A 24,363-nucleotide genomic window follows, 5' to 3' on the forward strand; every position below is an offset into this window, starting at 1 on the left:
TGGCGGTCATCTATTATATATTTGCACACATTATATGCAACAAAGAACGGCCCTTAAGCGGCCTAAACACTAATTAAATCATTAACCCAAAACCAATGAATATGAGAAAAAACAGATTGTTTATAGCAGCGATGGCCGGAGTTTTACTGGTGAGTAGCTGTGCCAGCAAGAAAGACTTGGAAAACTGTCAGACCGAGAATCGGGAACTGACGGCCAACTATCAAAGCACCAAAGAGGAATTGGCGGCCTCAAAAGCCCGTGTAGCCAGCTTGGAAGAGCAGTTGGCCCAACAGAAGAATAACTACGCCCGACTGCAGCAATCGCTGGATCAGAGTTTGAGCAATGCCAACTCTAACAATATCAATATATCGAAATTGGTAGACCAAATCAATGAGAGCAACCAATACATACGCCATTTGGTAGAGGTAAAGAGCAAGAGCGACTCGCTCAACATGGTGCTGACCAATAACCTCACCCGCTCTTTGAGCAAGGAAGAGTTGAAGGAAGTAGACGTGCAAGTGCTGAAAGGCGTGGTCTATATATCATTGGCCGACAACATGCTCTACAAGAGTGGCAGCTACGAAATCAACGACCGGGCCGAGGAAACGCTAAGCAAAATAGCCAAAATCATCATTGATTACAAGGATTACGATGTGCTGATAGAGGGCAACACCGACAATGTACCCGTTAACAATGCCGCTGCGAGCATGAAGAATATCCGCAATAACTGGGACCTTTCGGCACTTCGTGCCTCCAGCGTGGTGCAATACTTGCAGAATCGCTATGGTATTGAGCCCAAACGATTGACTGCCGGCGGCCGCGGAGAGTACAATCCGGTGGCTACTAACGATACCGAGCTGGGCCGACAGCGCAACCGTCGTACGCAGATTATCATCACTCCGAAGCTCGATCAGTTCATGGACTTGATTGACGAAGCACCTGAAGATAAGTAAAAAAGGCAGTTAAAAGATTGTAAGAGTTACAACTTCGATAACACCGAGTTAGAGATTTGATAACTAAAAGTCAGAGATTTAAAAGCAAAGAGTTACAACTTCGATAACACAGAGTTAGAGATTTGATAATAAAAATTACGTCTTAAATAACAAAGAGTTACGTCTTAAATAACAAATAAGGGGCAACATTCATACGGAATGTTGCCCCTTATCATTTTATTAACTAAGTTATGACCTCGCCATGGGTCACGAGTAATTACTTCTTCGATTGCGAGGAAGTGAACAGTTCCTTGATACCGCCGATACTTCCCAGCAGGTTGGTTGCCTCGTAAGGCAGGTAAACCGTCTTGCTCTTGTCGCCTTGGGCCACTTCCTGCATCATTTGTATATACTTTTGAGCTAACAAATAGTTGGCCGGATTGGTGCTGCTGCCCACGGAGTCGGTTATCTTCTGTATGGCGATAGCCTCGGCCTCGGCCTTGCGAATACGGGCTGTAGCCTCACCCTCGGCAAAGAGAATAGCCTGCTGCTTGGTAGCTTCGGCACGGTTGATGGTTGAGGTTTTCTCACCCTCTGATTGCAAAATAACGCTTTGCTTTTGGCCTTCGCTCGTAAGAATGGTGGCACGCTTGTTACGCTCGGCCTGCATTTGCTTCTCCATTGCGGAGAGAACGCTCTCGGGAGGAATGATGTCCTGCAACTCTACCCGATTGACTTTGATACCCCATTTGTTGGTGGCGTCATCGAGCACGGCCCGCAGTTTGGTATTGATTACGTCGCGGCTGGTGAGCGTTTGGTCGAGTTCCATCTCGCCGATGATGTTACGCAGGGTGGTCTGCGTCAGCTTCTCAATGGCGTTGGGCAGGTTATTGATTTCGTACACCGCCTTAAATGGGTCTACGATTTGGAAATAGAGCAGCGCGTTAATTTGCATTTGGATGTTATCTTTTGTGATAACATTCTGACGATCGAAGTCATATACCTGCTCACGTAGGTCGATAGTATTGGTATAAACATAGCGACCACTGCGCAGAGAAACGATTTCCTTGGCCCTGTCTATAAAGGGAATGATGAGGTTAATGCCCGGTGAGAGCATGGCATAATACTTTCCGAGGCGCTCAATAATCTTGGTTTCGCTCTGCGGAATAATCACGATGGTCTTCTTAACAAAGATAAGTGCCAAGACCACTAAGGCAATCAGTACATACGTTACAACGTCCATGATACTTAGGTTTTTAATTAAAAAGAGGTTGACCGACACAAAAGAAGCCGTTAGAAACAGGCTTTTGCGGCGCGCCAACCTCAACTTGGTTAAACACGAGCAACAGTAACGATAATACTGTTGCGAGAAATAATTTTTACTTTTTCACCGATACCGATGGTATCTTCGGCAGCACTCACTGCCTTCCAAGCGTCGCCATCTACTTTCACATAGCCAGAACCACCGGGCTCAATAGGCTCTATGACCACTCCGTGGCTGCCTATGAGGGCGTCGGCATTGCTGAGACGCTCATGCTGTCCGTCGTGAAGACGCCGCAAAAGGCGGGGCCGTATCAGCCAAATACTTAAGACCGAGCAGGCCGCCCATACGAGAACTTGAAGCCAAAGGGGCGCATGGAAGATGGCAGAGAGGGTGGCGCCGACGGCACCAATGGCAAAACACGTCACATAGAAGTCGCCGGAACTCAACTCCAGCGTTAGGCAAACAAAGACCACTATGGTCCAAACAAGCCAAAGATGGGTGGTTAAATACTCTACCATAACTGATGAATATGAAAGGGTTATGCTATTTGCGGGTTGACTTCTTGCCCGTCTTTTTAGTTGACTTGGCAGAAGATTTGGCGGCAGAACCAACCCTGACAGACTGCACGGGGGCATAGCCTGACGCCTGATAATACTTATTGGCCGTGGGTAAAAGGGCCTGAATGGCGGCTATACGCTTCGTATCGGAGGGGTGATCGCTAAAGATGTCGCTCTTGCTTCCACCGCCTAAAGCGGCCATACGCTGCCAAAAAGGTACGGCAACAGCCGGATCGTAACCGGCCATGGCTGCGAAAATAAGTCCTATATGGTCGGCTTCGGTTTCGTCGTCACGGCTGTACTTGAGGTTAGCAAACTGAAAACCTTGCTGTGCAATGGCTGTGGCAATGCTGGCAGTGCTCTGTCCTGCTATCTGTCCGAGCACCGCTCCGCCAATCTGAGTAGCGTACTGTTGGCGCATTTTTTTCGACATCTGCTCGGCGCTATGCTTAGCTACGGCGTGGGCAATCTCATGGCCCAACACTACGGCCAAGGCCGACTCATTCTGCGTAATGGGCAACAAGCCTTCGTAAACCACAATCTTACCACCCGGCATACAGAAGGCATTGACATTTTGATCGGCCACTAAATTAAACTCCCATTGGAAGTTCTGAATTTCGGACCCCATGCCGTTATTTCTTAAATAGCCTTCTACGGCTGTTGCCAAACGCTTACCTACACGCTGTACCATGGCCGTATTGGCCGCATTGGAGGAGCGTTTGGCCGATCTCATGTACTTGGTGTACTCCTGATTACTCAAGCTCAGCACCTCCGCATCTGATACAAGCAGCGTATGCTTACGGCCGGTCACGGGCACCACAGACGTGGTTCCACAAGCCGAGAAGAGCGTTAAGGCCACCAATGATAATAAAAGAAACTTGATTTTTTTCATTGCTTTATTATATTAAAACTTATAAACTACAGTCGTTTTTTAAAAGTATGACAAAGATACTAAAATCTATGAACAAGTCAACTAATTGTTACTCTTTTTGCTAAAATAAGCCCTATAAAAAGGAAAAAGTAAACTTTCAGGGCATAAAAAAAGGCTGCAAGTCATCAAATGAGCTTGCAACCTCTTAAAAATTATTCTCTCTCTTAAATTTTATCTCTCTTATTTCAATCCACGATTGTTCATCGTTGCATTGAGCAGCATTACATATTTGCGATATTGGTCCTTATCCAATATGAAATGCATGTACTTCAAATCTTTCACAACAGCTTTATTTACTAACTGAGCTTTATCTTCTTTTGGAGCGTTGGCGGCATTCATCATCTCTACGCAAAACGTTCTGTGAACATCTTTAACGCTTTCGAGCTGGTCGGAAGACAGGTTGAGCGCGTAAGAAAGACTGTTGTAATTAACGGTCATATCATAAGCTGCGTTGGCGTTAGCGTTGTTTGCATTCTCATCAGCAGCATAGCTCATTGTCATCGACAGAAGTGCCACGAGGGTCATCATCATCTTTTTCATAATCTTTTTACCTTTCTTTTGAGGGAGTCGTTCACCAAGAACTTTCCCTTGTTACCTATTTGTTAATTATCCTATAGTCTTCGTTTGAAGACAATGCAAAAGTACTATCATTCGCTCTTATTGGCAAGCTTTTGCCCTCATTGTTTGCGCAAACGGGCACAATTATTGACTTATATCAAACAAAACATAACAAACTGAAAGATATTTGCGCATAAAATACACTTTTCATCACGCCACTCTATCATATTTCTTTCATATCATCACTCTATCATCTTCAAAAGCATAAAGATGAAAAAACAACGGGTTAACTTTTATATCTCGCCCAATTACACTACCTTTGCACACACATTATTAATATAGAAAGATAAAAAAGCCGATATGGATAAGAAAAAGAACATGTATATTGCTGCTTCGTATCAACTTTACGACGTAAGCAACGGAAAGAATGAACTGCTGGAAGAAACAACGGAAAACCGTCCGTTTGACTTTATCAGTGGTATGGGTATTGCGTTGGAAGCATTTGAGAACGCGCTCAACGACTTGCATGAAGGCGATAAATTTGACTTCAACCTTACACCGGCCGAGGCCTATGGTGAGTACAACGAGGAGCATGTAACCGATTTGGATAAGGCTATTTTCACGAGAGATGGTAAGTTTGACGAGGAATTTATCTACGTTGGAGCCATCGTTCCCTTGCAAAACGAAGAGGGCGAACGCTTTAACGGGCACGTATTGGCCATCACTGAAAACAGTGTGAAGATGGATTTCAACCACCCATTGGCCGGTAAGACGCTGAATTTCAAGGGTGAAATCAAGCAGATTCACGAAGCTTCGGCCGAGGAAATGGCCGACTACGTCAATTCCTTCTCAAAGGGGTGTGGCGGCGGTTGTGGAGGTAACTGCGGCGAGGATGGTGACTGCAACTGCCATGACGGTGGCTGCGGAGGCAACTGCGGACATCATTAATATCGATAATTCAAGACGCTATGCGCAATACTTTTGGTAATATTTTCACGTTGACCTCGTTTGGTGAGAGCCACGGACAGGCCATAGGAGGGGTTGTTGACGGCATGCCTGCCGGAATAAACATTGACCTCGACTTTATCCAAGCGGAATTGGCACGCCGTCGGCCCGGCCAAAGCAAACTCACGACCAGCAGGAAAGAAGCTGACGAAGTAGAGCTGTTGAGTGGTGTCTTTGAAGGGAAATCTACCGGAGCGCCTATCGGTTTCATCGTGAGAAATACCAACCAGCATAGCAAGGATTATGATAACATGCGCGATCTCTTCCGACCTTCGCATGCAGACTTCACCTATTATAATAAGTTTGGCATAAGAGATCACAAGGGAGGGGGCAGATCGTCGGCACGAATAACCATAGCCCGATGTGTAGGAGGGGCCTTGGCCAAGTTGGTATTGCGCCAATTGGGCATTGAAATCAAAGCCTACACCTCACAAGTGGGCCATATCAAACTGGATAAAGATTATCGATTATACAATCTCGACTTAATTGAAGAATCGCCGGTAAGGTGTCCTGATCCTGAGAAAGCAAAGGAAATGGAAGCTCTAATCACAGAAGTCAAGAACGATGGCGACACCATCGGAGGCGTGATAACGGGAGTAATAAAAGGATGTCCGATAGGTTTGGGAGAACCGGAATTTAACAAGCTCCATGCACAATTAGGCGCTGCAATGCTCAGTATCAATGCCGCGAAAGGCTTTGAGTATGGCGAGGGCTTTGATGGAGTGACTGACCGGGGAAGCAAACAGAACGATGCTTTTGAAGGACAGCAGGACATTCACATGACATCTAACCACAGCGGAGGCATTCAAGGAGGTATCAGCAATGGGCAGGACATCTATTTCAGAGTGGCTTTCAAGCCCGTCGCAACCATTCTAATGCCTCAAAATACGGTAACAAAAGATGGCGAAAACATCACGTTTACAGCCAAAGGACGACATGACCCTTGCGTTTTGCCAAGGGCAGTGCCTATTGTTGAAGCGATGGCCGCTATGGTCATTTTGGACAATTTTCTTCTCAATAGGACAACAAAACTGTAAAAAACAAATAGAAAGAACCTTTTTTAAAGCTTTTTATTTCCCACAGTTAAAAAAACGTCGTATATTTGCAATTGACAATTTGGTATTTGTGAAAACACCGAATTCGTTTAGTTAAGTCTAGTTTAGTTTTTGTGTTGGTTGAGGGAGAGCCTTTGCTCTCCCTCAAATTTTAGGCTATTACTCCTATAATATCGTTCACATCCTGCACTCCATGCTTATCAAGCCAAGTATTCATACCATGAATTACCTTCGTCGTTATCGAAGGATCTATGAAATTAGCCGTGCCTATTTCGATGGCGGTCGCGCCACACATCATAAACTCTACGGCGTCTTCAGCGCACGATATGCCCCCTAAGCCGACTACGGGAATCGATACCGCATGGGCAACATCATAGACCATACGTAAAGCAACCGGCTTTACGGCAGGCCCACTAAGTCCACCCGTGCGGATACTTAATGAAGGTTTGCGACGCTCTATGTCGACAGCCATCCCCATCAAGGTATTGATCAACGACACGCTATCAGCCCCTTCGGCTTCACAAGCCCGCGCTATATCAGCTATATTTGTCACATTAGGTGACAGCTTTACTATCAAAGTTTTGGGATAAACCTTACGAACAGCCTTTACAACGCTGGCAGCTCCGCTGCAAGTTACACCAAAAGCCATACCTCCTTCTTTTACATTCGGACAACTGATGTTAAGCTCTATGGCGGGAATTTTATCTAACGAGGCTATTCTTTCGGCGCAAGCGGCATAATTTTCGGGGCTGTTCCCACTCACATTTACAATCATGTGGGTGTCAAAATGGCTAATTTGCGGGTAAATAGATTGACAGAAATAATCTACTCCTTTGTTTTGCAGACCGACACAATTAAGCATTCCCATCGGCGTTTCAGCCATACGGGGATAATCATTGCCCTCACGCGGTGTCAAAGTGGTACCCTTCACGATAATGCCTCCCAGCTCATTAAGGTCTACGAAATCGGAAAACTCCAGCCCATAGCCAAACGTTCCCGAAGCAGTCATTACCGGATTCTTTAATTCTAAATCCTTTATCTGTACTTTTAAACTTGCCATAACAAATCCTTTACATTAAATACGGGACCTTCCTTGCACACACAAAGATTACCCTCCACCGTCTTTTCTACGCAACAGAGACAAGCACCTACACCGCAAGCCATCTTGTTTTCCAACGAAGCCTCGCAATATATGCCTCTTTCCAACGCATATTTAGCTACGCTCACCATCATAGGTTTGGGACCGCATGTGCTTATTTGATCAAACTCTTCTGTCTGAAGAATAGAATGGTTTGTCACATATCCTCTTTCGCCCATGCTGCCATCTTCCGTTGTAACACACACGCGCCCGTACTGACTGAATAACTCCAATTCCATTAAATCTTTGGAAGAACGGGCACCTAATAAGAATGTTACCTCATGTTGGGACTGCAATTCTTTTCCCAAGAAAAGCAGAGGGGCCACTCCCACGCCACCACCTATAAGGAGAACACGGGACGGCGTTGAAGGAATTGTGAAACCATTACCCAAAGGAAAGAGACAGTTAACGGTGTCACCAACCACAAGTTGTCCCAATTGCCGTGTCCCATCACCCACAAGAGCGATAAGAAGCCACAACTCATTCGTGGCTCTATCCACAAAATTAATCGAAATAGGACGACGCAGAAAGGTTGTAGGAGAATGGTCTACACGCAATTCTACAAATTGACCGGGTATCATCGCCGGCAATGGTTGGCACGACGTTAATTTTAAGATTACATGTGTTGCGCCCAATCGCTCCACCGACGTAACCGTAAGATCAAGGTTATACTTTTTCATTATGCTATCATTAGATAAAACAAAGGTAATCTAAAAGCATGGAATTGCAAAAAAAGAGCAAAGAAAATCTCATTATCAGAGCGAATTATCTCTTACTATTTAGGGGCAAAAGTCTCCCAAGTTTGGTCGTCATAGAACACTCTTATCTCTGTAATTTTTCGCACCTTTTTGTCAATTTCTTTGACAATGATTTTCTGAGCGTGTTGGGGTGAGGAATGAACCGCTTGCTCTTGAATTGGATCAAACAAAGAAGGAACAACGCCCTGAGGTGACATTTCAAAGTCAACATTTTGCCGATGGGGTGAGGAAGTGGTCGTGTCTGCCACCTCATCATTTTTCTTCTCCTTATTAATATACATCTCACCATTCCCAAACATCAACCAATCCGTAGAAATATCCGGTATCTTATTTTTGATTGCTTCCACGATGTTGAGCGTCGGTTTTGTACGCCCGGTAAAAATACTACTAAGCGAAGCTGACGACATTCCTATGAATTGAGCAAAGGTTTGTTGGTTCATGTGAGAACCCTCCATTATCAATCTAATTCTATCTTTCATAAGTCAAAAGTGCTGAAATAACGCATTAAATATCATTTCATATTGATTTTACAAAAGTAAACAAAAGAATTTACATTCGCAACTATATTTTTCTAATTTTACAAATATACAATTCAAGATTCTATACTCAAATTTATATATCAACAAATCAAAACTTACAACGCTACACTTTTTATTTGTAAATGTAAACAATATCTGCTTTTTAGGACTTATCCTTTTATTTATCGTAGTTTTATAAACAACTGGCTATAAATTCATTAATTACAAACAACAAAACCATATAATAGCTTTAATAGGATATTATAGGCTAATTATGCAGTTTAATAGCATATATCTATTTCCAAAACAATTATAACATATTGGTTTTCAGTGTATTATAATATACAAAAAGTGGACGTATTTATATACATATCAATATCAATAACTAAACAAAACATTTCTAAATATAGTTTTGCTAATTGTATATTACTTTTATAAAAACGAACAGTTGTTGATTTAAAAGGCTACGTTTGCAAATTCACTTTTGTTTAATCGAGCTATTATTTAGCCTTTTAAATCTTAATAAAGCCTAACACTAAATTACGAAGACTCAAAAACAAGCAAATTTTAAATGCTTAAAGAATTCCGAACGACGGGCAGAATATTTCAAAATAATCGAATTTTTAAGGGGGTATTTTGAAGCTAAACGACTGATAACATTGGCATTTAGCTAAAAAAAAGTGCTCTTGCGGAGCACTTCATCTAGAGAAAAAAGAGGGTAAAAACAGCTAAAATTTAGTGGAAAATGAAGAAAATCAGCTCCTGCATCAGCTCTCCCGCACTCGTATTTGGGTTATCTAAGCCCTTACTTTTGGCGTCAATCTCTCTAATTTTAGAAATTATCTGCATTGTTTTTACTCCGGAATAATTTCTCATCCCCGTCATATAGTCTTTAGCAGCCCACGCAGATCGCAAATCCAAATACTGAGCGACACTGTTTTCATTGTTTTTTTGTGGCGCATAATAGGCCAACATCAGATTTTCAAAATATGAAAAAATAAAAGGAAGGAACGAATAGATGGACCCGGCCTTTGGGTTTTTGTCAAAATATTTCATAATCTGATTAGCCTTAAAAATGTCACGATTTATGACAGCGTTTCTAAATTCAAACGCATTGAAATCTTTGCTCACTCCCACTTCACGCTCCACAACTTCTGGCGTAACTCTCCTATCATTCTCCGGAAGAGAAATCAAGACCTTATCCAGTTCCGAAGTCAACCGATTCAAATCGGCCCCAATATGATCGGCCATCATTTGAGCAGCTTTCGGTTCAATCGTAGTTTGTCGTTGCTGGAGGTATGAAGATATAAAACCGGGAAGCTCACGATCATAAAGTTTCTTACTATCAAAAACCACTCCACCTGCCTGCTCGGCTTTAGCCACAATCTTCTTACGGCGATCAACCGTTCCATTCTTATGGCACAACACCAAAATCGTAGAACTGACGGGGCGCTCCATATACTTTTCCAAAACATCGGTAGCCTTCAGGTTCTGAAACTCTTTAACGATAACAACCCTATGCTCTGCCATCATGGGATAACCTTTTGACAAATCAGCCACTTGAGCTGCCGTGACATCCGAGCCAAAAACCACGGACTGATTAAAGTCACGTTCTTCGGGCCGCAATACGTTTTCCGCGATATAGTCTGATATTTTATCAATATAATAAGACTCCTCGCCCATCAGTATATAGATAGGAGCAAACTTTCTCGCTCTCAAATCTCTCATGATGGAGTCATAAGAAGGACCATTTTTTTTCTCTGCCATCACTTTCTATTATTTCATTTTTACCAAGGCGAAAAATCTGTGTGTTTTTTCGTATCTTTGCACAAACATCTCGCAATTGCAAAGGTAGCGTAAAAAAATGAATGGGAAAATAAAATAAAGAAATGAATCAATTAAACTTACCCGGCTTTGAACTGAAATTATCGGGCACCCAAGACAAGCCCAAAATTCTAGATATACTGCGCCGCCGCTATGTAGCCCTGACGCCCGAGGAATGGGTAAGACAACATTTTGTTCATTACCTCATAGAGCACAAGGGCTATCCCCAAGCGCTCATGGCCAACGAGATACAGATTCAAATCGGCGATAAACAGCTTCGTGCCGACAGCGTCTTGTATGACGCAAAGCTCCAACCAAGAATGATCATTGAATACAAGGCACCGTCCATCCCCATCACTCAGAAGGTCTTTGATCAAATCTTCGCCTACAACACCCAGCTACATGTAGACTATCTGATCGTATCAAACGGTTTGAATCACTTCTGCTGTAAGATAGACTACGCTACGCAATCCTATTCTTTCCTGCAAGACATTCCTTCCTACAACGAACTATAAAAGCATGCCGACAGCCAATGACTGACTGTCGGCATGCTTGTTTTTACGGCCTCATATACAAACAAATAGGCTGTGTCAGCACGCTGACACAGCCCATCTCATCATCCCTTTACAAATCTTCCGGTGTACTTACACCTATTTATATATAGTATTCTTATGTTGGTTCTTAGAATCTTCGGCCACCAAAACCGCCCCTTCCAAATCTGCCCGGACCACCATGAGGAGGACCGAAACGTCCTTCTCTCGGGCCACCGTGGCGCATATTCTCACGTGCCTGCTTGCCTCCAAATATATTCAGGCGGTAAACCACATGAAGCATTACGTAGCTGTTAACGCTGTTATAACGGGTGTCACTGCTTTGTATGGCATTGATGGCACGGCTTACATTGCTCTGATTGCGCAGCAAATCATAGAACTGCAACATTACCGTGAGCGGATTGCCCCGCATGAAGCCTTGTGATATTTGGGCATTCCATATCAGTTCGTTCGTGTTCATGGCCTTATCGCTATAGCCGCGACGACTGTTCTCATGCAAATCCGTGGAAATGCTCGTGCCCCAAGGGGCCGTCAGCCCTACCGTAGCACCGTAAGAGAATTGCCAAGTGTCGAGATTGCTCTGGCTCAACAGCTTGTTGCGGCTGTGAGTATAGTTCAACGTACCATCCAACTCAAATTCCAACCAACTGTTACGATAGCTACCCGATAAGCGCTCCATAAAGGTTGTAGAGCGGGTCGTATTCTTTACCGAACTCGAATGGGCATTTTGGCTCAAATAACCCACATAATTATTGTAACGGAAGTGCGTGAACGTATTGACATTAAAATAGCCCGCAGAGTCGATGGCCGTGTTAAACATGAAGCCGACATTGGCATCCCAATTGCCGTTAATGTTCTCGGGACGCGTCGTGCGACCACCCGTGGCCTCGTCATAGGTCACCATATTGCTGATACTGTTGCGTGTACTATTGTAGTTGGCAAAGGTCATGATGGCCCGCTGGCGCTTTTCCATATAAGTGTTGTAGAAAAGTCGGAAGCTGTTGGTAAACGAAGGCTTCAGCCCCGGATTACCTTTCACGATGTTGAGCGGGTCGCTGTCGTCGGTAATATCGAGCAAGTCGGCCATTCCGGGCTGCGAAGTCGTACCCCTATAGTTAATGCGCAGGTTGCTCACCTTACTGAAACGGTAGCGAAAATCGAGCGTAGGACTGAAATTAGTCACCTGCCGTGTCGTGTCGACATGCAAGCCTTGATAATCCTGAAGAAACTTACTGCTCTGCGGTTGGACCATCACGCCCACGTTGAAATTGTACTTCTCACGGATAACTCGTAACATCACTTCCAACTCATGGATATAATTGCGGTATTCAGAATAGCGACTCAATCCCTCGTCAAGATAAGAACTTAAAGGATTGGCCAACTTGTTCAGGTAAGCATTCCAGCCACCATAAACCAAGGGAACGCCACTGAAGAAGCCTTCTCCCAAGTTACTGAAATCGTAAGTAGACCGATCGCTCTTACTATATTTGTATTGATACTTATAGCTGAACTGCAAAAAAGCAGCCCTGAAAACAGGCTCACTGTAAGTCAGTTGCATGCTGTAGCCCCAATTCTTGGCAGGAGCCAAATTCCAACGGTTGGTCTGATAGGTTGAATCAGTCCCAAGCGCGTTGAGTACTTGGTACAGATGAACATTGCTCAACGATAGGTTCTTGCTGTCGCTACTTCCCGAATTAAGCTCTCCTCGCAGGGTAACATTGCGCCCCTTGCTGCCAAACTTACGATTCAATTGAGCCACAGCCCTGAAATTCTTGTTGTTTCCATAGCTCAATGTGGCGTTATCCCTACGGTTCACCACCTCCCCTTGGGCGTCAAGACGATTCAAAGCGTCCTCACTCAATGGGTCGGTCACCGTAAGATAGGGGTCCACATTAAACGCGGCCGAGTTGCTAAATGCCCGTCCATCATTATTAGAATAGGTGAACGAAGGCCTGAACAAAATATTGGTCATTGAGTCGGGAGTCCACTCCAAGCGCAGTCTGCCATCAAAATTGTTGCTCCGGCTGTAGTTCTGACTTATGCTATTAGAGAACGCGCCCGCACGATTGACAAAACTCTGCACGGCACTCACGGCGTTGCGGTCGCCATCGGAATGGTTCCAACGGGCGCTGGCGTCGAATTTCAACTTATCTTTCTTTTCATAATTATAGTTGAAACCCAACATTTTAGCGGCGTTCAGACCGTTCTGTCCGCCACCCCATCGACCACCGCCACGGCCAAATCCCATGTCGTTCGTGTTGTTAGCGTTGGCAAAAGCCATCAATTGATTCCCATTGTTAAAGTACGCGCCCATGCCCCGAGCCGCATAACGGCCCTCCGTACCGGCACCCAAATCGATATTGGAAAACATGCCTTTATTCATGCCGGGCTTCATACCAAAGTCCAACACCGTCGATTCGTCTCCATCATCAATACCCGTGATGCGGGCCAAATCGCTCTTCTCGTCATAAGCCTTGATGTTATTGATAATCGAAGTAGGCAGGTTTTTCAGCGCCGTTTTTGTATCACCGGCCATGAAATCCTTACCGTCTACCTTGATTTTCTTCACTGTTTTGCCGTTAATGGTAATCGTTCCGTCGTCCGAAACCTGCGCGCCGGGAATGCGTTTCACCAATTCCTCCACGGCCGAGCCCTCCGGCGTGCGATAGGCCGACGCATTGTAAACGAACGTATCCTCCTTCAACGTCACCTTGCGAGCCTGTCCCGAAATGGTCGTTCCCTTCAACATAATGGCGTCAGAGCCCATGACGATGTCGCCCAAGGCCACGTCCTTAACGGCGTCCACGGCTATTTTCTTCGCATATTGGCGATAACCTACGCTCGTGATTCTTACGATAAAACTGCCTCCCGACGGAGCTTTCACGCTGAATTTTCCCTCCAAGTCCGACACGGTTCCTGCCGCGAAAGTGCTGTCTTTCGCATGAAGTAGCTGCACGGTAGCCTGCATCAATCCTTCTTTGGTGTCCCTATCGAGCACCCGTCCCGATATAGTAGACTGCGCATAAGCCGCAACCGAGCAGCCGAGCACAAGAAGTTGTAGTAAATAACGTTTCATTTAACTGTCTAAAAAAATATAATTCAAATTTGAGTTTTGGACGCATGGCCCCTCCAATAGTTTAATAACAAGCACATAAACCTATGAAAAAATATCAAAAAATGATTTATATCAAGCTGCAAAACATCGACTATTTCTTCACCTTTTTGTCAAAATAAATTGTCAAAAAAATAGCTCTTATTTTATCATCATCTAAGTATGAAAATCTCTTTTAATGCCTTTCATACTGCCAAAATTTTATCACTATGCGCCTATCTTGCCCCTATCACCTTATCAAAGCTATCCTTTCATCCGATAAAAGCGCATCTTTCCACTTATAAAATAAGCCATATCAACAGTTAAAAGCATAGCTTTCATACCCTAAAAACACACCTATTTCTTAGCCATAAAACACAAACCATTAACTATCAATCCGTTACAAACAGCCTTAAAATTACGATATTTCCACCCAACTGTTTTCTTTTTTCAAATAAAGCATTCTACAACAGCATTTTGTAAAGATTGTTCGCATTTAATTAAACGCTATATCTCCCCGCTTTACTTTCTGTTTTAGCCTCTATGATTGAAAGAAAGTAAAAGAAGAAAGAAAACAAAAGTTTGCCGGCATATTTGGCTTTACGGCCGTCGCCGGCATTATTTCCATATTCATAGAAGCGGGAAAAAACTCAAAGAATACCAATTAATTACAAGTGACGAAGCATGGTTTCGTCACTTTTTTTATACCCTATCCTATTTCAGGAAACAAAGAATAACGATGCAACCACAGCGTTTTCATTGGCTTAAAAACAAATAAAAAAGTCCGAAAAGATAAACTTTTCGGACCTAAGTTGCGGAGGCAAGACTCGAACATGCGACCTCCAGGTTATGAGCCTGGCGAGCTACCAACTGCTCCACTCCGCGATATTAACCACTCAAACAAGGTTTACAAACGGGTTGTTCCTTATTTGCGAGTGCAAAGGTAGGTAATTTTTTGGAACTGACAAAATATTTATCAACTTTTTTAAGAATAAAGTTCAAAGAAAGGTTTTATACCCTTTTTAGCTTTAATAATTTGGTCATATAAAACAAAACTTTTACATTTGCACAATTAAAAGTAATGTGCAATAATATTACTACGGAGGAACTTTTGTATGTCAATATCAAAAACAAGACAAAAATTAGTTGATGTGGCCCGCCAGTTGTTTGCCAAAAAAGGAGTCGCCAATACAACAATGAATGATATTGCGGTGGCCTCCGGTAAGGGCAGACGCACACTTTACACCTATTTTAATAGAAAGGAAGACGTCTACTACGCTGTTATAGAGTCTGAATTAGAGCGATTGTCGGACCGATTGGACGAAGTTGCCTCTAAAAACATACGCCCCCAAGAGAAAATCATCGAACTGATTTACACCCATTTGAGCCTCATCAAGGAGACAGTCGTGCGCAACGGCAATCTGAGAGCCGAGTTTTTCAGGAACATTTGGATGGTAGAGAAAGTGCGCAAGAATTTCGACGAGGACGAGATAGAGCTGTTTCGGAAGGTTTATGCCGATGGTAAAGCCGATGGAGAGTTCGACATTGACAACGTAGAATTGGTGGCCGACATTACACATTATTGTATTAAGGGCCTCGAAGTGCCGTTCATCTACGGGCGCTTAGGCCACGGCATGACCGAGGAAGCCAGCAAACCGCTCGTGGCCAAAGTGGTCTACGGAGCGTTGGGAAAGATGAATTCAAAATGAGAATAGTATTCACTTAATAAAACAAAAAAATGAAATTGTTAGAAGGAAAGACCGCTTTGGTTACAGGTGCAGCCCGCGGTATCGGCAAAGCTATTGCCCTGAAATTCGCTGAAGAAGGAGCTAATGTCGCATTTACCGACCTCGTTATCGACGAGAATGGTAAGGCCACTGAAAATGAGATCGCCGCTAAAGGCGTGAAAGCCAAGGGCTACGCCAGCAACGCCGCTGACTTTGCACAGACCGAAGAGGTAGTTAAGATGGTGAAAGAAGAGTTCGGTTCTATCGATATATTGGTTAATAACGCCGGTATTACTAAGGATGGACTCATGCTTCGCATGACAGAACAGCAGTGGGATGCCGTTATCGCCGTTAACTTAAAGAGTGCTTTCAACTTCATTCATGCCTGCGTACCCGTCATGATGCGCCAACGTGGTGGCTCAATCATCAACATGGCTTCCGTAGTAGGTGTGCATGGCAATGCCGGACAAGCCAACTATGCGGCTTCCAAGGCCGGTATGATTGCCTTGGCCAAGAGCGTAGGTCAGGAAATGGGCCCCAAAGGCATTCGTGCCAACGCCATTGCGCCCGGCTTTATCGACACAGCCATGACACAAGCTCTGCCCGATGACATCCGCAAAGAGTGGGTAAGCAAGATTCCATTGCGCCGCGGCGGAACGGTAGAGGACATCGCTAACACGGCGGTTTACTTGGCTTCTGACCTCTCAAGCTATGTTTCAGGTCAGGTGATTCAGGTAGACGGCGGCATGAACATGTAAGATGCAGGTCGTTTTTGAAGACAACCATATCATCATAGTCTACAAAGAGAGTGGCGAAATCGTGCAAGGTGACAAAACCGGAGACACACCACTCTCCGAGACTGTGAAAGCTTATATCAAGGAGAAGTACCACAAACCCGGGAATGTTTTTCTGGGTGTGGTGCATCGTCTTGACCGTCCCGTATCGGGGTTAGTGGTGTTTGCCAAAACCTCCAAGGCCTTGTCACGCCTCAACAGCATGTTCCGCAACGGCGAGGTCCATAAGACCTATTGGGCCATAACAAAAAACAAACCTGCCCAAAGCGAAGGAACACTCGTGAATTGGCTCGTACGCAACGAGAAGCAAAACAAGAGTTATGCTTACGATCACGAGGTGCCCGACTCAAAAAAATCTATCTTAAAATATCGCGAGATAGCCCATACAGATAACTATACCTTGCTGGAAATCATCTTACTCACAGGCCGCCACCATCAGATTCGCTGCCAATTGGCCCACATGGGCTGCCCTATTAAGGGCGACTTAAAGTATGGCGCCAAGCGAAGCAACCCCGATGGCAGTATCAGTTTGCTTTCCCATCACGTGGAATTTACGCATCCGGTATCCAAAGAGCCTATTTCTGTCGACTCACCGCTACCGAATGACAATCTTTGGAAGGGTATCGCGAAATAAAATTCAGCAGCTCAAAAAACCTCACTTATTTGTTTCTGTTTGTCAAAAATAATCGCTTACTTTGCACATGTAAGCATAATTTTCGATGAAAAATAAGATTATAAAGCTCATAGGAATCGCAATCCTATCCCCTATATTACTTTTTCTCCTTTGTTTTTTGCTGTTTTACTTTCCTCCTTTTCAGAATTGGGCAGTAAAACAAATCACAAGTTATGCTTCTTCCAAGACCGGCATGCAGATTGACATCAAGCATGTCAATCTTGAATTTCCTTTCAATCTCGGTATTGAAGGCGTGGAGGCCATTCGTCCCAACGACTCATTGCCGCAGTTGAAGGACACCGTGGCCGACATTCGTAAAGCCGTTGTCGACATTGAGTTGCTCCCTTTGTTGAGCAAACGGGTGGTCATCAATCGGCTCGATTTCGAGAAACTCCATTTTAACACGACCAATTTTATCCACTCTACCCGTGTAAAAGGCCGTATCGGACAACTTAGCGTAAAAGCCCGCGACATAGATTTGGGTGCTCAATGGGTGAAAGTGAACCATGTAAACCTGCAGGATGCGGCAGTCGACGTGGCACTGAGCGATACCGTAAAGGAAGATACCACTCACACAGAAACCTTTTGGAAAATATCCGTTGACCAATTACGGGTCGACCGTTCAAGCGTGACGGTCCACATGCCGGGCGATTCCATCCTGCTGAATGCCTACATGGGGCAAGCCATCGCACAGCGTGGATTCTTCGATTTATATAAAAATATTTATAAGGTCGCTACTTTTGACTGGAAGAAAGGCAAGCTCAAGTACGACATTCCTTATGAAGCCACCCGAAAAGGGTTTGATTATAACCACTTGGCTCTTTCAAATATCAATATTGGTATTGATTCCTTTGAATACAACAAGCCCAAATTGGGATTACGGCTCCGTACTTGTTCGATGGTTGACAAAAGCGGTTTGGCCATCAGTTCCTTGACGGGCCCGGTTTATTTGGATTCCACCAAGCTGCAACTTCCCGATTTCTCATTGGTCACTCCTGAGTCCCAACTCAACGCAAAGGTTGATTTCGACCTAAACACCTTTGACACTCACCACCCCGGAAAGTTGAGTGCCACGCTCCATGGCAGCTTGGGCAAGCAAGACCTCTTACGCTTCATGAGCGACGTTCCTGCCCGCTTCAAAGCTAAGTGGCCCAATTATCCTTTACAGATAGACGGTGTTGTACGTGGCAATATGGAGCGTATGCGGCTCATAGGGCTGTTATTGAAGATTCCAACAGCCGCTCATGCACGCTTCAATGGCCATATCGACCGGCTCTACACCCCTCAACAATTGAGTGGAAACATGGAAGCAAGCATTAAAACCTATAATTTGGATTTCATGTCCGGCTTGCTTTCAAACGGCAAATCAAGCGCTGTTCGCATCCCAAGAAACATGTCTTTGGATGGCAATGTTAAGTTCACGGCCAATAACTACGCAGCCCGCTTCATGGCACGACAAGGTAACGGACGGCTGAAAGGCACCGTGGCACTCGATACTCGTCGCATGGCGTATAACGCACAACTGCAAGCCCATCAGTTGCCCGTGCAACAATTTCTCCCCCGAATGGGCCTACGCCCGTTCACAGGAACCATCAATGCCAAGGGCGTCGGTACTGATTTTCTCTCTCCTCACACGCATTTGCAAGCTAAGGCTCGCATTGTCAGCTTCGGATATGGCGGTTATAGGCTGGACAATGTAACGGCTGATGCTACCATAAGCAAGGGACAAGCCCACGCGACCATCCATAGCAACAACCCACTCGTTAACGGTGACGTCAATCTTACGGCCCAATTACACCATAGACGTGTCAAAGCATTTCTCCAAGGCAACGTTACGGGTATCGATTTCTATGCCCTTCGCCTGACGGAAAAGCCTTTCGACGCCTCTGCCATCGCCTCTTTGAGCATAGAGACCGACCTGAAAGACGTCTATAACGTGCAGGGTTCATTGGGTAATTTGGTTATCCATGACAATCATCAGGTCTATAAACCGGGCTACATAACGCTCGACGTACTCTCTCGTCCCGACACTACACATGCCGTTATCAACAACGATGACTTTGTGCTTCGCCTCAACGGACAAGGTGGCTATAAGAAACTTTTGGCACAAAGCCAAGGCTTCAGCGACGAGATCGCTACTCTTTTCAAGAACCGAACCATTGACCAAGTTGCCTTGCGAAAGGCCTTGCCGTTGGCTTCACTCTATCTCCGGACCGGCAAAAACAATTTCTTCAGCCATCTCCTTTCACGCTATGGCTATCAATTTGCACGGGCCAACATTCACATGGAGTCATCACCCGTATCGGGATTGAACGGCAATTTGCAGATTGACTCGCTTATTTATAATAACATGCAGCTCGATACGGTCAGGTTCAACATACAATCTGACCACGACACCTTTGTCTACCAAGCGCAAGTTATCAATAATAAGAAGAACCCGCAATACACTTTCCGCGCCGAAGCCAACGGCGCATTGAACGAGCGCGGCTCATTCTTGAAGACCAAACTTTATGACGCCAAGAACAAATTAGGTGTCGACTTAGGACTTTCAGCGGCCATGGAACCTGATGGAATCAGGCTAAGTATCATGGAGAACAATCCCATATTGGGATATAAGAAGTTCAATGTAAACGAAGGAAACTACGTCTTCTTGGGCGACAACAAACGCTTATCGGCCAATGTGGAGCTGAAAAGCGCAGACGGAATGGGTGCCCATATCTACACGAATGATGACAATCAGGAAGCCTTGCAAGACGTAACGGTCAGCTTAAATCAATTCAACTTGGCCGAGGTTCTGTCGGTTCTCCCCTACACTCCCGACATAAAAGGCGTGCTGAATGGCGACTACCACTTGATTCAAACCAACGATCAACTGTCTGTTTCGTCAGACATGACCATCGATAACTTGTTCTATGAGAAGAATCCGATGGGCAACATAGGTACCGAATTCGTATATATGCCTAAGTCGGATGGCTCCCACTACTTGGAAGGAATCCTTTCTCAGAATGGAAAAGAGGTGGCTACACTCACCGGAACGTATCAATCAGAAGGTGAAGGCAGCTTAGACGCCAAGTTGAAGATGGCCCGCATGCCCCTAAGTTTCATCAACGGATTCATTCCCGACCAGCTCATTGGCTTCAAGGGATATGCTGAAGGAACGTTGGACGTGGCCGGCTCACCCACGAAACCTAACATTAATGGCGAAGCTTATTTGGATTCAGCCTATATGTTCAGCGATCCTTACGGCGTAGTCATGCGATTCGACAATGACCCCGTCACCATTCACAACAGTCATCTCTTGTTTGAGAACTTTGAAATGTATGCCTATAATGACAGTCCATTGGATGTTTCAGGCTATCTCGACTTCTCCGACATAGCACAAATGAACATGGATGTGCGCATGCGTGCCCGCAATTTTGAAATCATAAACGCCAAGGAAAACCTGCGTTCTGAGGCTTTCGGAAAAGCATTCGTCAATTTCTTTGCACGCATGAACGGGCCTATCGACAACCTACAAATGCGTGGTAAGCTCGATGTTTTAGGCTCTACGGACATGACTTACATCCTTCGCGACAGTCCGTTGACCACTGACAACCAATTGGATGAGCTTGTTAAATTCACGGACTTTACCGATTCTACCCGCCAAACCGTACAAAGACCGCCACTGTCAGGCTTTAACATGGACTTAACGATGAGCATTAACGAGAGCGCTCATATCCTTTGCGCGCTCAACGCTGACAAATCCAACTACGTAGACCTCATTGGTGGCGGCGACTTACGCATGCAGTACAACACCGTCGACAACCTTCGACTGACCGGCCGCTACACATTGAGCAACGGAGAAATGAAATATTCACTCCCCGTTATCCCATTAAAGACCTTTACTATCCAAGATGGAAGCTACATAGAGTTCACGGGCGACGCCATGAATCCACGTCTTAACATCACAGCCGTCGAACAAAACAAGGCTACAGTGTCAACCGCGGGCAGCGCCGGCAGGTCAGTGGCCTTTGAAACCGGCGTCGTTATTACAAAGACATTGAAGAACATGGGGCTTGAATTTATCATCGACGCCCCCGAGGACATGACCATCAGCAACCAGCTTAACACCATGAGCAAGGAGGAACGGGGCAAGATAGCCGTTACCATGCTCACCACGGGTATGTACTTGGCCGATGGCAACACGAGCGGATTCTCAATGAACTCCGCCCTAAGCGCCTTCCTTCAGAGCCAAATCAACAGCATTGCCGGCAACGCCCTGCGCACATTGGACCTCAGTTTCGGCATGGATAACTCCACAGACGTCAACGGTAACACGCATACGGACTACTCTTTCAAGTTCTCCAAGCGCTTTTGGAACAATCGTTTACGCATTATCGTGGGCGGAAAGCTGTCTACCGGCCCCGATGTAGCTAACAAAAACGCGTCTTTCTTCGACAACATATCCTTTGAATATCGACTCAATGAGAGCTCAACCCAGTATCTCAAGCTCTTCTACGACCGTGATAGCTACGACTGGCTCGAAGGAGCAGTGGGCAAATATGGCGCCGGTTTCATTTGGAGACGCAAGCTACAGCATTTCAAGGACTTGCTCAACTTCAAGGACAACCTGCCCATCATGTTGCCCACTCCCCAAGACTCTCTCCGAAATCCCAACAAGATTAATCCGTAAAGCAATGAAACGTAAGCTTTATATATGGCTCCTGCTCGGAGTCAGTTGCCTTTTGAGCGTCTCCTGCTCGTCCACGTCGGGCGTGCCGGAAGGCGACCAACTCTACACCGGTATCTCAAAAATCAACTATACCCAGTACGAAAAGAGCCCCCACTTTGTGACCACCAGCGAGGAAATAGAGGCCGCCTTGGCCTGTGAACCCAATGGAGCGTTCCTCGGCAGCTCCTATTATCGCACGCCATTCCCCTACCGTTTATGGATATGGAACGCATTTCATGACAGCGACGACGACCTTTCCAAATGGATAACCAAGACCTTTGGCAAGGCACCCGTGCTCATCAGTTGGGTCAATCCGGCCCTTCGAGCCAGCGTCGCCCGCTCCGTGCTACGCAATCATGGCTATTTCCGCGGCAATGTAGACTACGAAATCAAATCGGGTAACAACCCTAAGAAGGCCAAGTTGGGCTATACGGTAAACATGGGCCGGCTCTTTACCATTGACACCCTCACCTATGAAGGTTTCCCTCATGAAGCCGACAGCCTGATACACACCACTCACGACAAGGCCGCGGTCAAATCGGGCGACCCTTTCAACGTAGCTTCGCTTGACGCGGAGCGCAGCCGTATCAGCACACTTTTCCGTAACAACGGTTATTATTATTACCAACCGGGCTACGCATCCTACTTGGCCGACACGCTATCGGCCAGCGGTCAGGTCAACATGAAGATGAAATTAATCGACAATTTGCCTGAAAAAGCCAAGCATAAGTGGTATATCGGAAAAGTAGACTTGGAACTTCGCAAGCAATTCATGGAGACATTGAACGACACGATACGCCGTCGGCGCCTCACGGTGCACTTCAATGGGCGCCGTTCTCCCCTCCGTCCACGCGTCATCCTTCGCGATCTGAAGCTGCGTCCCGGCCGCCTTTACAGCTACGATCAGTACTTGGAATCATCCAACAAGATTATCAGTAGCGGCATGTTCAGCTCCGTTGATTTCCAATTTACGCCCCGCGACAGCAGCGCCACTTGCGACACGCTCGATCTCCGATTAAATTGCGTCTTCGATAAGCCCTACGATTTCTACGTGGAAACCAACTACACGGGGCGCACCAGCGGACGCATGGGGCCCGGATTGGTCATCGGTCTGACCAAGCGCAACGCCTTCCATGGCGGCGAGAAGCTCGATATAAACCTCAAAGGGTCCTATGAATGGCAGACGGGAGGCAACCTTTCGGGCTCGGGAGACAAGATAAATTCCTACGAATACGGCGGTGACATTTCGTTGGAACTCCCCCGTTTGGTGCTGCCCATCCTCCGTCGACATCGTTTCTACACCACGCCCACCACGCTGCTCAAGGCTTCTACGAGCGTCATAAATAGGGCTAGCTTCTTCAAACGTCATGTCGTTTCGGGCGAACTGTCGTACACTTTCCAGACGTCAGAGACCTCCATGCACCAGTTTACGCCCTTAGTCTTGCAGTACGACTACATGTCCGGCCACACGGAAAAGTTTGATTCCATCCTCAAGACCAGCCCTTATCTGCAAGTAACCATGGCCGATCACTTGGTGCCCAAGATGCGTTACAGCTATATTTACTCCAGTCCCACAAGCTACCGCAACCCCATTTGGTGGCAGACAACCGTCAGCGAGGCGGCCAACTTCCTATCGCTGGGCTACCTATTGGCAGGCAACAAATGGAACGAACGGGGCAAACGATTCTTCAAGAATCCCTATACCCAATTCTTCAAGATAGAAACCGAGCTCCGAAAGACATGGCGGCTCACCGAGCACGACGAGTTGGTAGGCCATGTCAGCGGCGGAGCGATATGGTCGTATGGCAACTCCGACGCGGCGCCATGGAGCGAACAGTTCTACGTGGGTGGCGCCAACAGCATTCGAGCCTTCACCGTCAGGACTATCGGACCGGGCGCTTATCAGGCCCATAGCAACACAACCTCCTATTTAGACCAGACGGGTGACATCAAACTTCAGTTCAATTTAGAGTATCGTCCCCGCCTTTTCGGCAATCTATACGGCGCTTTGTTCCTTGACGCGGGCAACGTATGGGCCATGCGCAATGACGAAACACGCCCCAACAGCACCCTAAAGCTCAAGAGCTTGCTAAAGGATATGGCCTTAGGTACGGGCATAGGACTGCGTTACAACCTCGATTTCTTCGTCATAAGAGTCGATTGGGGCGTTGGTCTTCATATCCCCGGCGCCTCCGGTTTCTACAATATTCCCCGATTCAAGGACGGCCAAAGCCTACATTTAGCCATCGGTTATCCCTTCTAAACCCTAACGATTA

Annotated in this window: 18 protein-coding genes and 1 tRNA gene; 9 read left to right on the forward strand and 10 right to left on the reverse strand. The window is 45.8% G+C overall.

Annotation, left to right across the window (positions count from 1 at the left end; all coding sequences use genetic code 11):
• Positions 1-101: 101 nt before the first annotated feature.
• Positions 102-953: an OmpA/MotB family protein gene (locus tag VIR50_RS02670; RefSeq protein WP_331933602.1), complete on the forward strand. Its 852-nt coding sequence runs from the start codon at positions 102-104 to the stop codon at positions 951-953.
• Between the two features lie 256 nt (positions 954-1,209).
• On the opposite strand, the gene VIR50_RS02675 is transcribed toward VIR50_RS02670, so the two are convergent.
• The 4 genes from VIR50_RS02675 to VIR50_RS02690 form a co-directional block, all read right to left on the reverse strand.
• Positions 1,210-2,175 (reverse strand): SPFH domain-containing protein, encoded by a 966-nt coding sequence (locus tag VIR50_RS02675; protein ID WP_331933603.1) that lies wholly within the window; start codon positions 2,173-2,175, stop codon positions 1,210-1,212.
• A gap of 89 nt (positions 2,176-2,264) precedes the next feature.
• Positions 2,265-2,714 (reverse strand): NfeD family protein, encoded by a 450-nt coding sequence (locus VIR50_RS02680; RefSeq protein WP_331933604.1) that lies wholly within the window; start codon positions 2,712-2,714, stop codon positions 2,265-2,267.
• Between the two features lie 25 nt (positions 2,715-2,739).
• The gene (locus tag VIR50_RS02685) at positions 2,740-3,645 is read right to left on the reverse strand and encodes a M48 family metallopeptidase (protein ID WP_331933605.1); all 906 of its coding nucleotides are present in this window, start codon (positions 3,643-3,645) and stop codon (positions 2,740-2,742) included.
• Positions 3,646-3,864: 219 nt separating this feature from the next.
• Positions 3,865-4,224, reverse strand: coding sequence for a hypothetical protein (locus VIR50_RS02690; RefSeq protein ID WP_331933606.1), 360 nt, complete (start codon positions 4,222-4,224; stop codon positions 3,865-3,867).
• Positions 4,225-4,602: 378 nt separating this feature from the next.
• On the opposite strand from VIR50_RS02690, the gene VIR50_RS02695 reads away from it, so the two are divergent.
• Positions 4,603-5,190 (forward strand): FKBP-type peptidyl-prolyl cis-trans isomerase, encoded by a 588-nt coding sequence (locus tag VIR50_RS02695; RefSeq protein ID WP_331933607.1) that lies wholly within the window; start codon positions 4,603-4,605, stop codon positions 5,188-5,190.
• A 20-nt stretch (positions 5,191-5,210) separates the two neighbouring features.
• Entirely contained in the window at positions 5,211-6,284 is a 1,074-nt protein-coding gene (gene aroC / locus VIR50_RS02700) for a chorismate synthase (RefSeq protein WP_331933608.1), read from the forward strand.
• 169 nt (positions 6,285-6,453) lie between these two features.
• On the opposite strand, the gene VIR50_RS02705 is transcribed toward aroC, so the two are convergent.
• The 4 genes from VIR50_RS02705 to holA form a co-directional block, all read right to left on the reverse strand.
• Positions 6,454-7,362, reverse strand: coding sequence for a dihydroorotate dehydrogenase (locus tag VIR50_RS02705; RefSeq protein ID WP_331933609.1), 909 nt, complete (start codon positions 7,360-7,362; stop codon positions 6,454-6,456).
• Positions 7,350-8,120 (reverse strand): dihydroorotate dehydrogenase electron transfer subunit, encoded by a 771-nt coding sequence (locus tag VIR50_RS02710; protein ID WP_331933610.1) that lies wholly within the window; start codon positions 8,118-8,120, stop codon positions 7,350-7,352. Before VIR50_RS02710 ends, VIR50_RS02705 begins: the two co-directional genes overlap by 13 nt.
• A 95-nt stretch (positions 8,121-8,215) precedes the next feature.
• Complete coding sequence (locus tag VIR50_RS02715) at positions 8,216-8,677, reverse strand: helix-turn-helix domain-containing protein (protein WP_331933611.1); 462 nt, start codon at positions 8,675-8,677, stop codon at positions 8,216-8,218.
• Positions 8,678-9,451: 774 nt separating this feature from the next.
• Positions 9,452-10,483 (reverse strand): DNA polymerase III subunit delta, encoded by a 1,032-nt coding sequence (holA, locus tag VIR50_RS02720; RefSeq protein ID WP_331933612.1) that lies wholly within the window; start codon positions 10,481-10,483, stop codon positions 9,452-9,454.
• Between the two features lie 122 nt (positions 10,484-10,605).
• Between holA and VIR50_RS02725 the strand changes: the two genes are divergently transcribed.
• Entirely contained in the window at positions 10,606-11,055 is a 450-nt protein-coding gene (locus VIR50_RS02725) for a type I restriction enzyme HsdR N-terminal domain-containing protein (RefSeq protein ID WP_331933613.1), read from the forward strand.
• Between the two features lie 166 nt (positions 11,056-11,221).
• Here the strand turns inward: VIR50_RS02725 and VIR50_RS02730 are convergent, their stop codons facing one another.
• Together VIR50_RS02730 and VIR50_RS02735 are read right to left on the reverse strand one after the other, a co-directional pair.
• A complete protein-coding gene (locus tag VIR50_RS02730; RefSeq protein ID WP_331933614.1) occupies positions 11,222-14,167 on the reverse strand; it encodes a TonB-dependent receptor in 2,946 nt (981 codons plus the stop codon).
• 827 nt (positions 14,168-14,994) lie between these two features.
• A tRNA-Met gene (locus VIR50_RS02735) sits at positions 14,995-15,067 on the reverse strand.
• Between the two features lie 230 nt (positions 15,068-15,297).
• Here VIR50_RS02735 and VIR50_RS02740 point away from each other — a divergent pair.
• The 5 genes from VIR50_RS02740 (at position 15,298) to VIR50_RS02760 (ending at position 24,350) form a co-directional block, all read left to right on the forward strand.
• On the forward strand, positions 15,298-15,891 hold the full coding sequence (locus VIR50_RS02740) for a TetR/AcrR family transcriptional regulator (RefSeq protein WP_331933615.1): 594 nt from the start codon (positions 15,298-15,300) through the stop codon (positions 15,889-15,891).
• A gap of 29 nt (positions 15,892-15,920) precedes the next feature.
• Positions 15,921-16,667, forward strand: a complete 747-nt coding sequence (fabG, locus tag VIR50_RS02745) for a 3-oxoacyl-[acyl-carrier-protein] reductase (RefSeq protein ID WP_331933616.1) — start codon at positions 15,921-15,923, stop codon at positions 16,665-16,667.
• A 1-nt stretch (position 16,668) separates the two neighbouring features.
• Positions 16,669-17,337 carry an RluA family pseudouridine synthase gene (locus tag VIR50_RS02750; RefSeq protein ID WP_331933617.1) on the forward strand — a complete coding sequence of 223 codons (669 nt, stop codon included), beginning with the start codon at positions 16,669-16,671 and terminating at the stop codon, positions 17,335-17,337.
• Positions 17,338-17,422: 85 nt separating this feature from the next.
• Positions 17,423-22,048, forward strand: coding sequence for a translocation/assembly module TamB domain-containing protein (locus tag VIR50_RS02755; RefSeq protein ID WP_331933618.1), 4,626 nt, complete (start codon positions 17,423-17,425; stop codon positions 22,046-22,048).
• Positions 22,049-22,052: 4 nt separating this feature from the next.
• A complete protein-coding gene (locus VIR50_RS02760) occupies positions 22,053-24,350 on the forward strand; it encodes a translocation and assembly module lipoprotein TamL (protein WP_331933619.1) in 2,298 nt (765 codons plus the stop codon).
• The last annotated feature ends 13 nt before the right edge of the window (positions 24,351-24,363 follow it).

It is taken from the genome of Prevotella sp., from assembly GCF_036570325.1.
Lineage (GTDB): Bacteria > Bacteroidota > Bacteroidia > Bacteroidales > Bacteroidaceae > Prevotella.

Excerpts from the sequence above, each read along its gene's own strand:
- VIR50_RS02670 (WP_331933602.1), top strand. The coding sequence starts at position 102 with ATGAGAAAAAACAGATTGTTTATAGCAGCGATGGCCGGAGTTTTACTG.
- VIR50_RS02675 (WP_331933603.1), bottom strand. The coding sequence starts at position 2,175 with ATGGACGTTGTAACGTATGTACTGATTGCCTTAGTGGTCTTGGCACTT.
- VIR50_RS02680 (WP_331933604.1), bottom strand. The coding sequence starts at position 2,714 with ATGGTAGAGTATTTAACCACCCATCTTTGGCTTGTTTGGACCATAGTG.
- VIR50_RS02685 (WP_331933605.1), bottom strand. The coding sequence starts at position 3,645 with ATGAAAAAAATCAAGTTTCTTTTATTATCATTGGTGGCCTTAACGCTC.
- VIR50_RS02690 (WP_331933606.1), bottom strand. The coding sequence starts at position 4,224 with ATGAAAAAGATGATGATGACCCTCGTGGCACTTCTGTCGATGACAATG.
- VIR50_RS02695 (WP_331933607.1), top strand. The coding sequence starts at position 4,603 with ATGGATAAGAAAAAGAACATGTATATTGCTGCTTCGTATCAACTTTAC.
- aroC (WP_331933608.1), top strand. The coding sequence starts at position 5,211 with ATGCGCAATACTTTTGGTAATATTTTCACGTTGACCTCGTTTGGTGAG.
- VIR50_RS02705 (WP_331933609.1), bottom strand. The coding sequence starts at position 7,362 with ATGGCAAGTTTAAAAGTACAGATAAAGGATTTAGAATTAAAGAATCCG.
- VIR50_RS02710 (WP_331933610.1), bottom strand. The coding sequence starts at position 8,120 with ATGAAAAAGTATAACCTTGATCTTACGGTTACGTCGGTGGAGCGATTG.
- VIR50_RS02715 (WP_331933611.1), bottom strand. The coding sequence starts at position 8,677 with ATGAAAGATAGAATTAGATTGATAATGGAGGGTTCTCACATGAACCAA.
- holA (WP_331933612.1), bottom strand. The coding sequence starts at position 10,483 with ATGGCAGAGAAAAAAAATGGTCCTTCTTATGACTCCATCATGAGAGAT.
- VIR50_RS02725 (WP_331933613.1), top strand. The coding sequence starts at position 10,606 with ATGAATCAATTAAACTTACCCGGCTTTGAACTGAAATTATCGGGCACC.
- VIR50_RS02730 (WP_331933614.1), bottom strand. The coding sequence starts at position 14,167 with ATGAAACGTTATTTACTACAACTTCTTGTGCTCGGCTGCTCGGTTGCG.
- VIR50_RS02740 (WP_331933615.1), top strand. The coding sequence starts at position 15,298 with ATGTCAATATCAAAAACAAGACAAAAATTAGTTGATGTGGCCCGCCAG.
- fabG (WP_331933616.1), top strand. The coding sequence starts at position 15,921 with ATGAAATTGTTAGAAGGAAAGACCGCTTTGGTTACAGGTGCAGCCCGC.
- VIR50_RS02750 (WP_331933617.1), top strand. The coding sequence starts at position 16,669 with ATGCAGGTCGTTTTTGAAGACAACCATATCATCATAGTCTACAAAGAG.
- VIR50_RS02755 (WP_331933618.1), top strand. The coding sequence starts at position 17,423 with ATGAAAAATAAGATTATAAAGCTCATAGGAATCGCAATCCTATCCCCT.
- VIR50_RS02760 (WP_331933619.1), top strand. The coding sequence starts at position 22,053 with ATGAAACGTAAGCTTTATATATGGCTCCTGCTCGGAGTCAGTTGCCTT.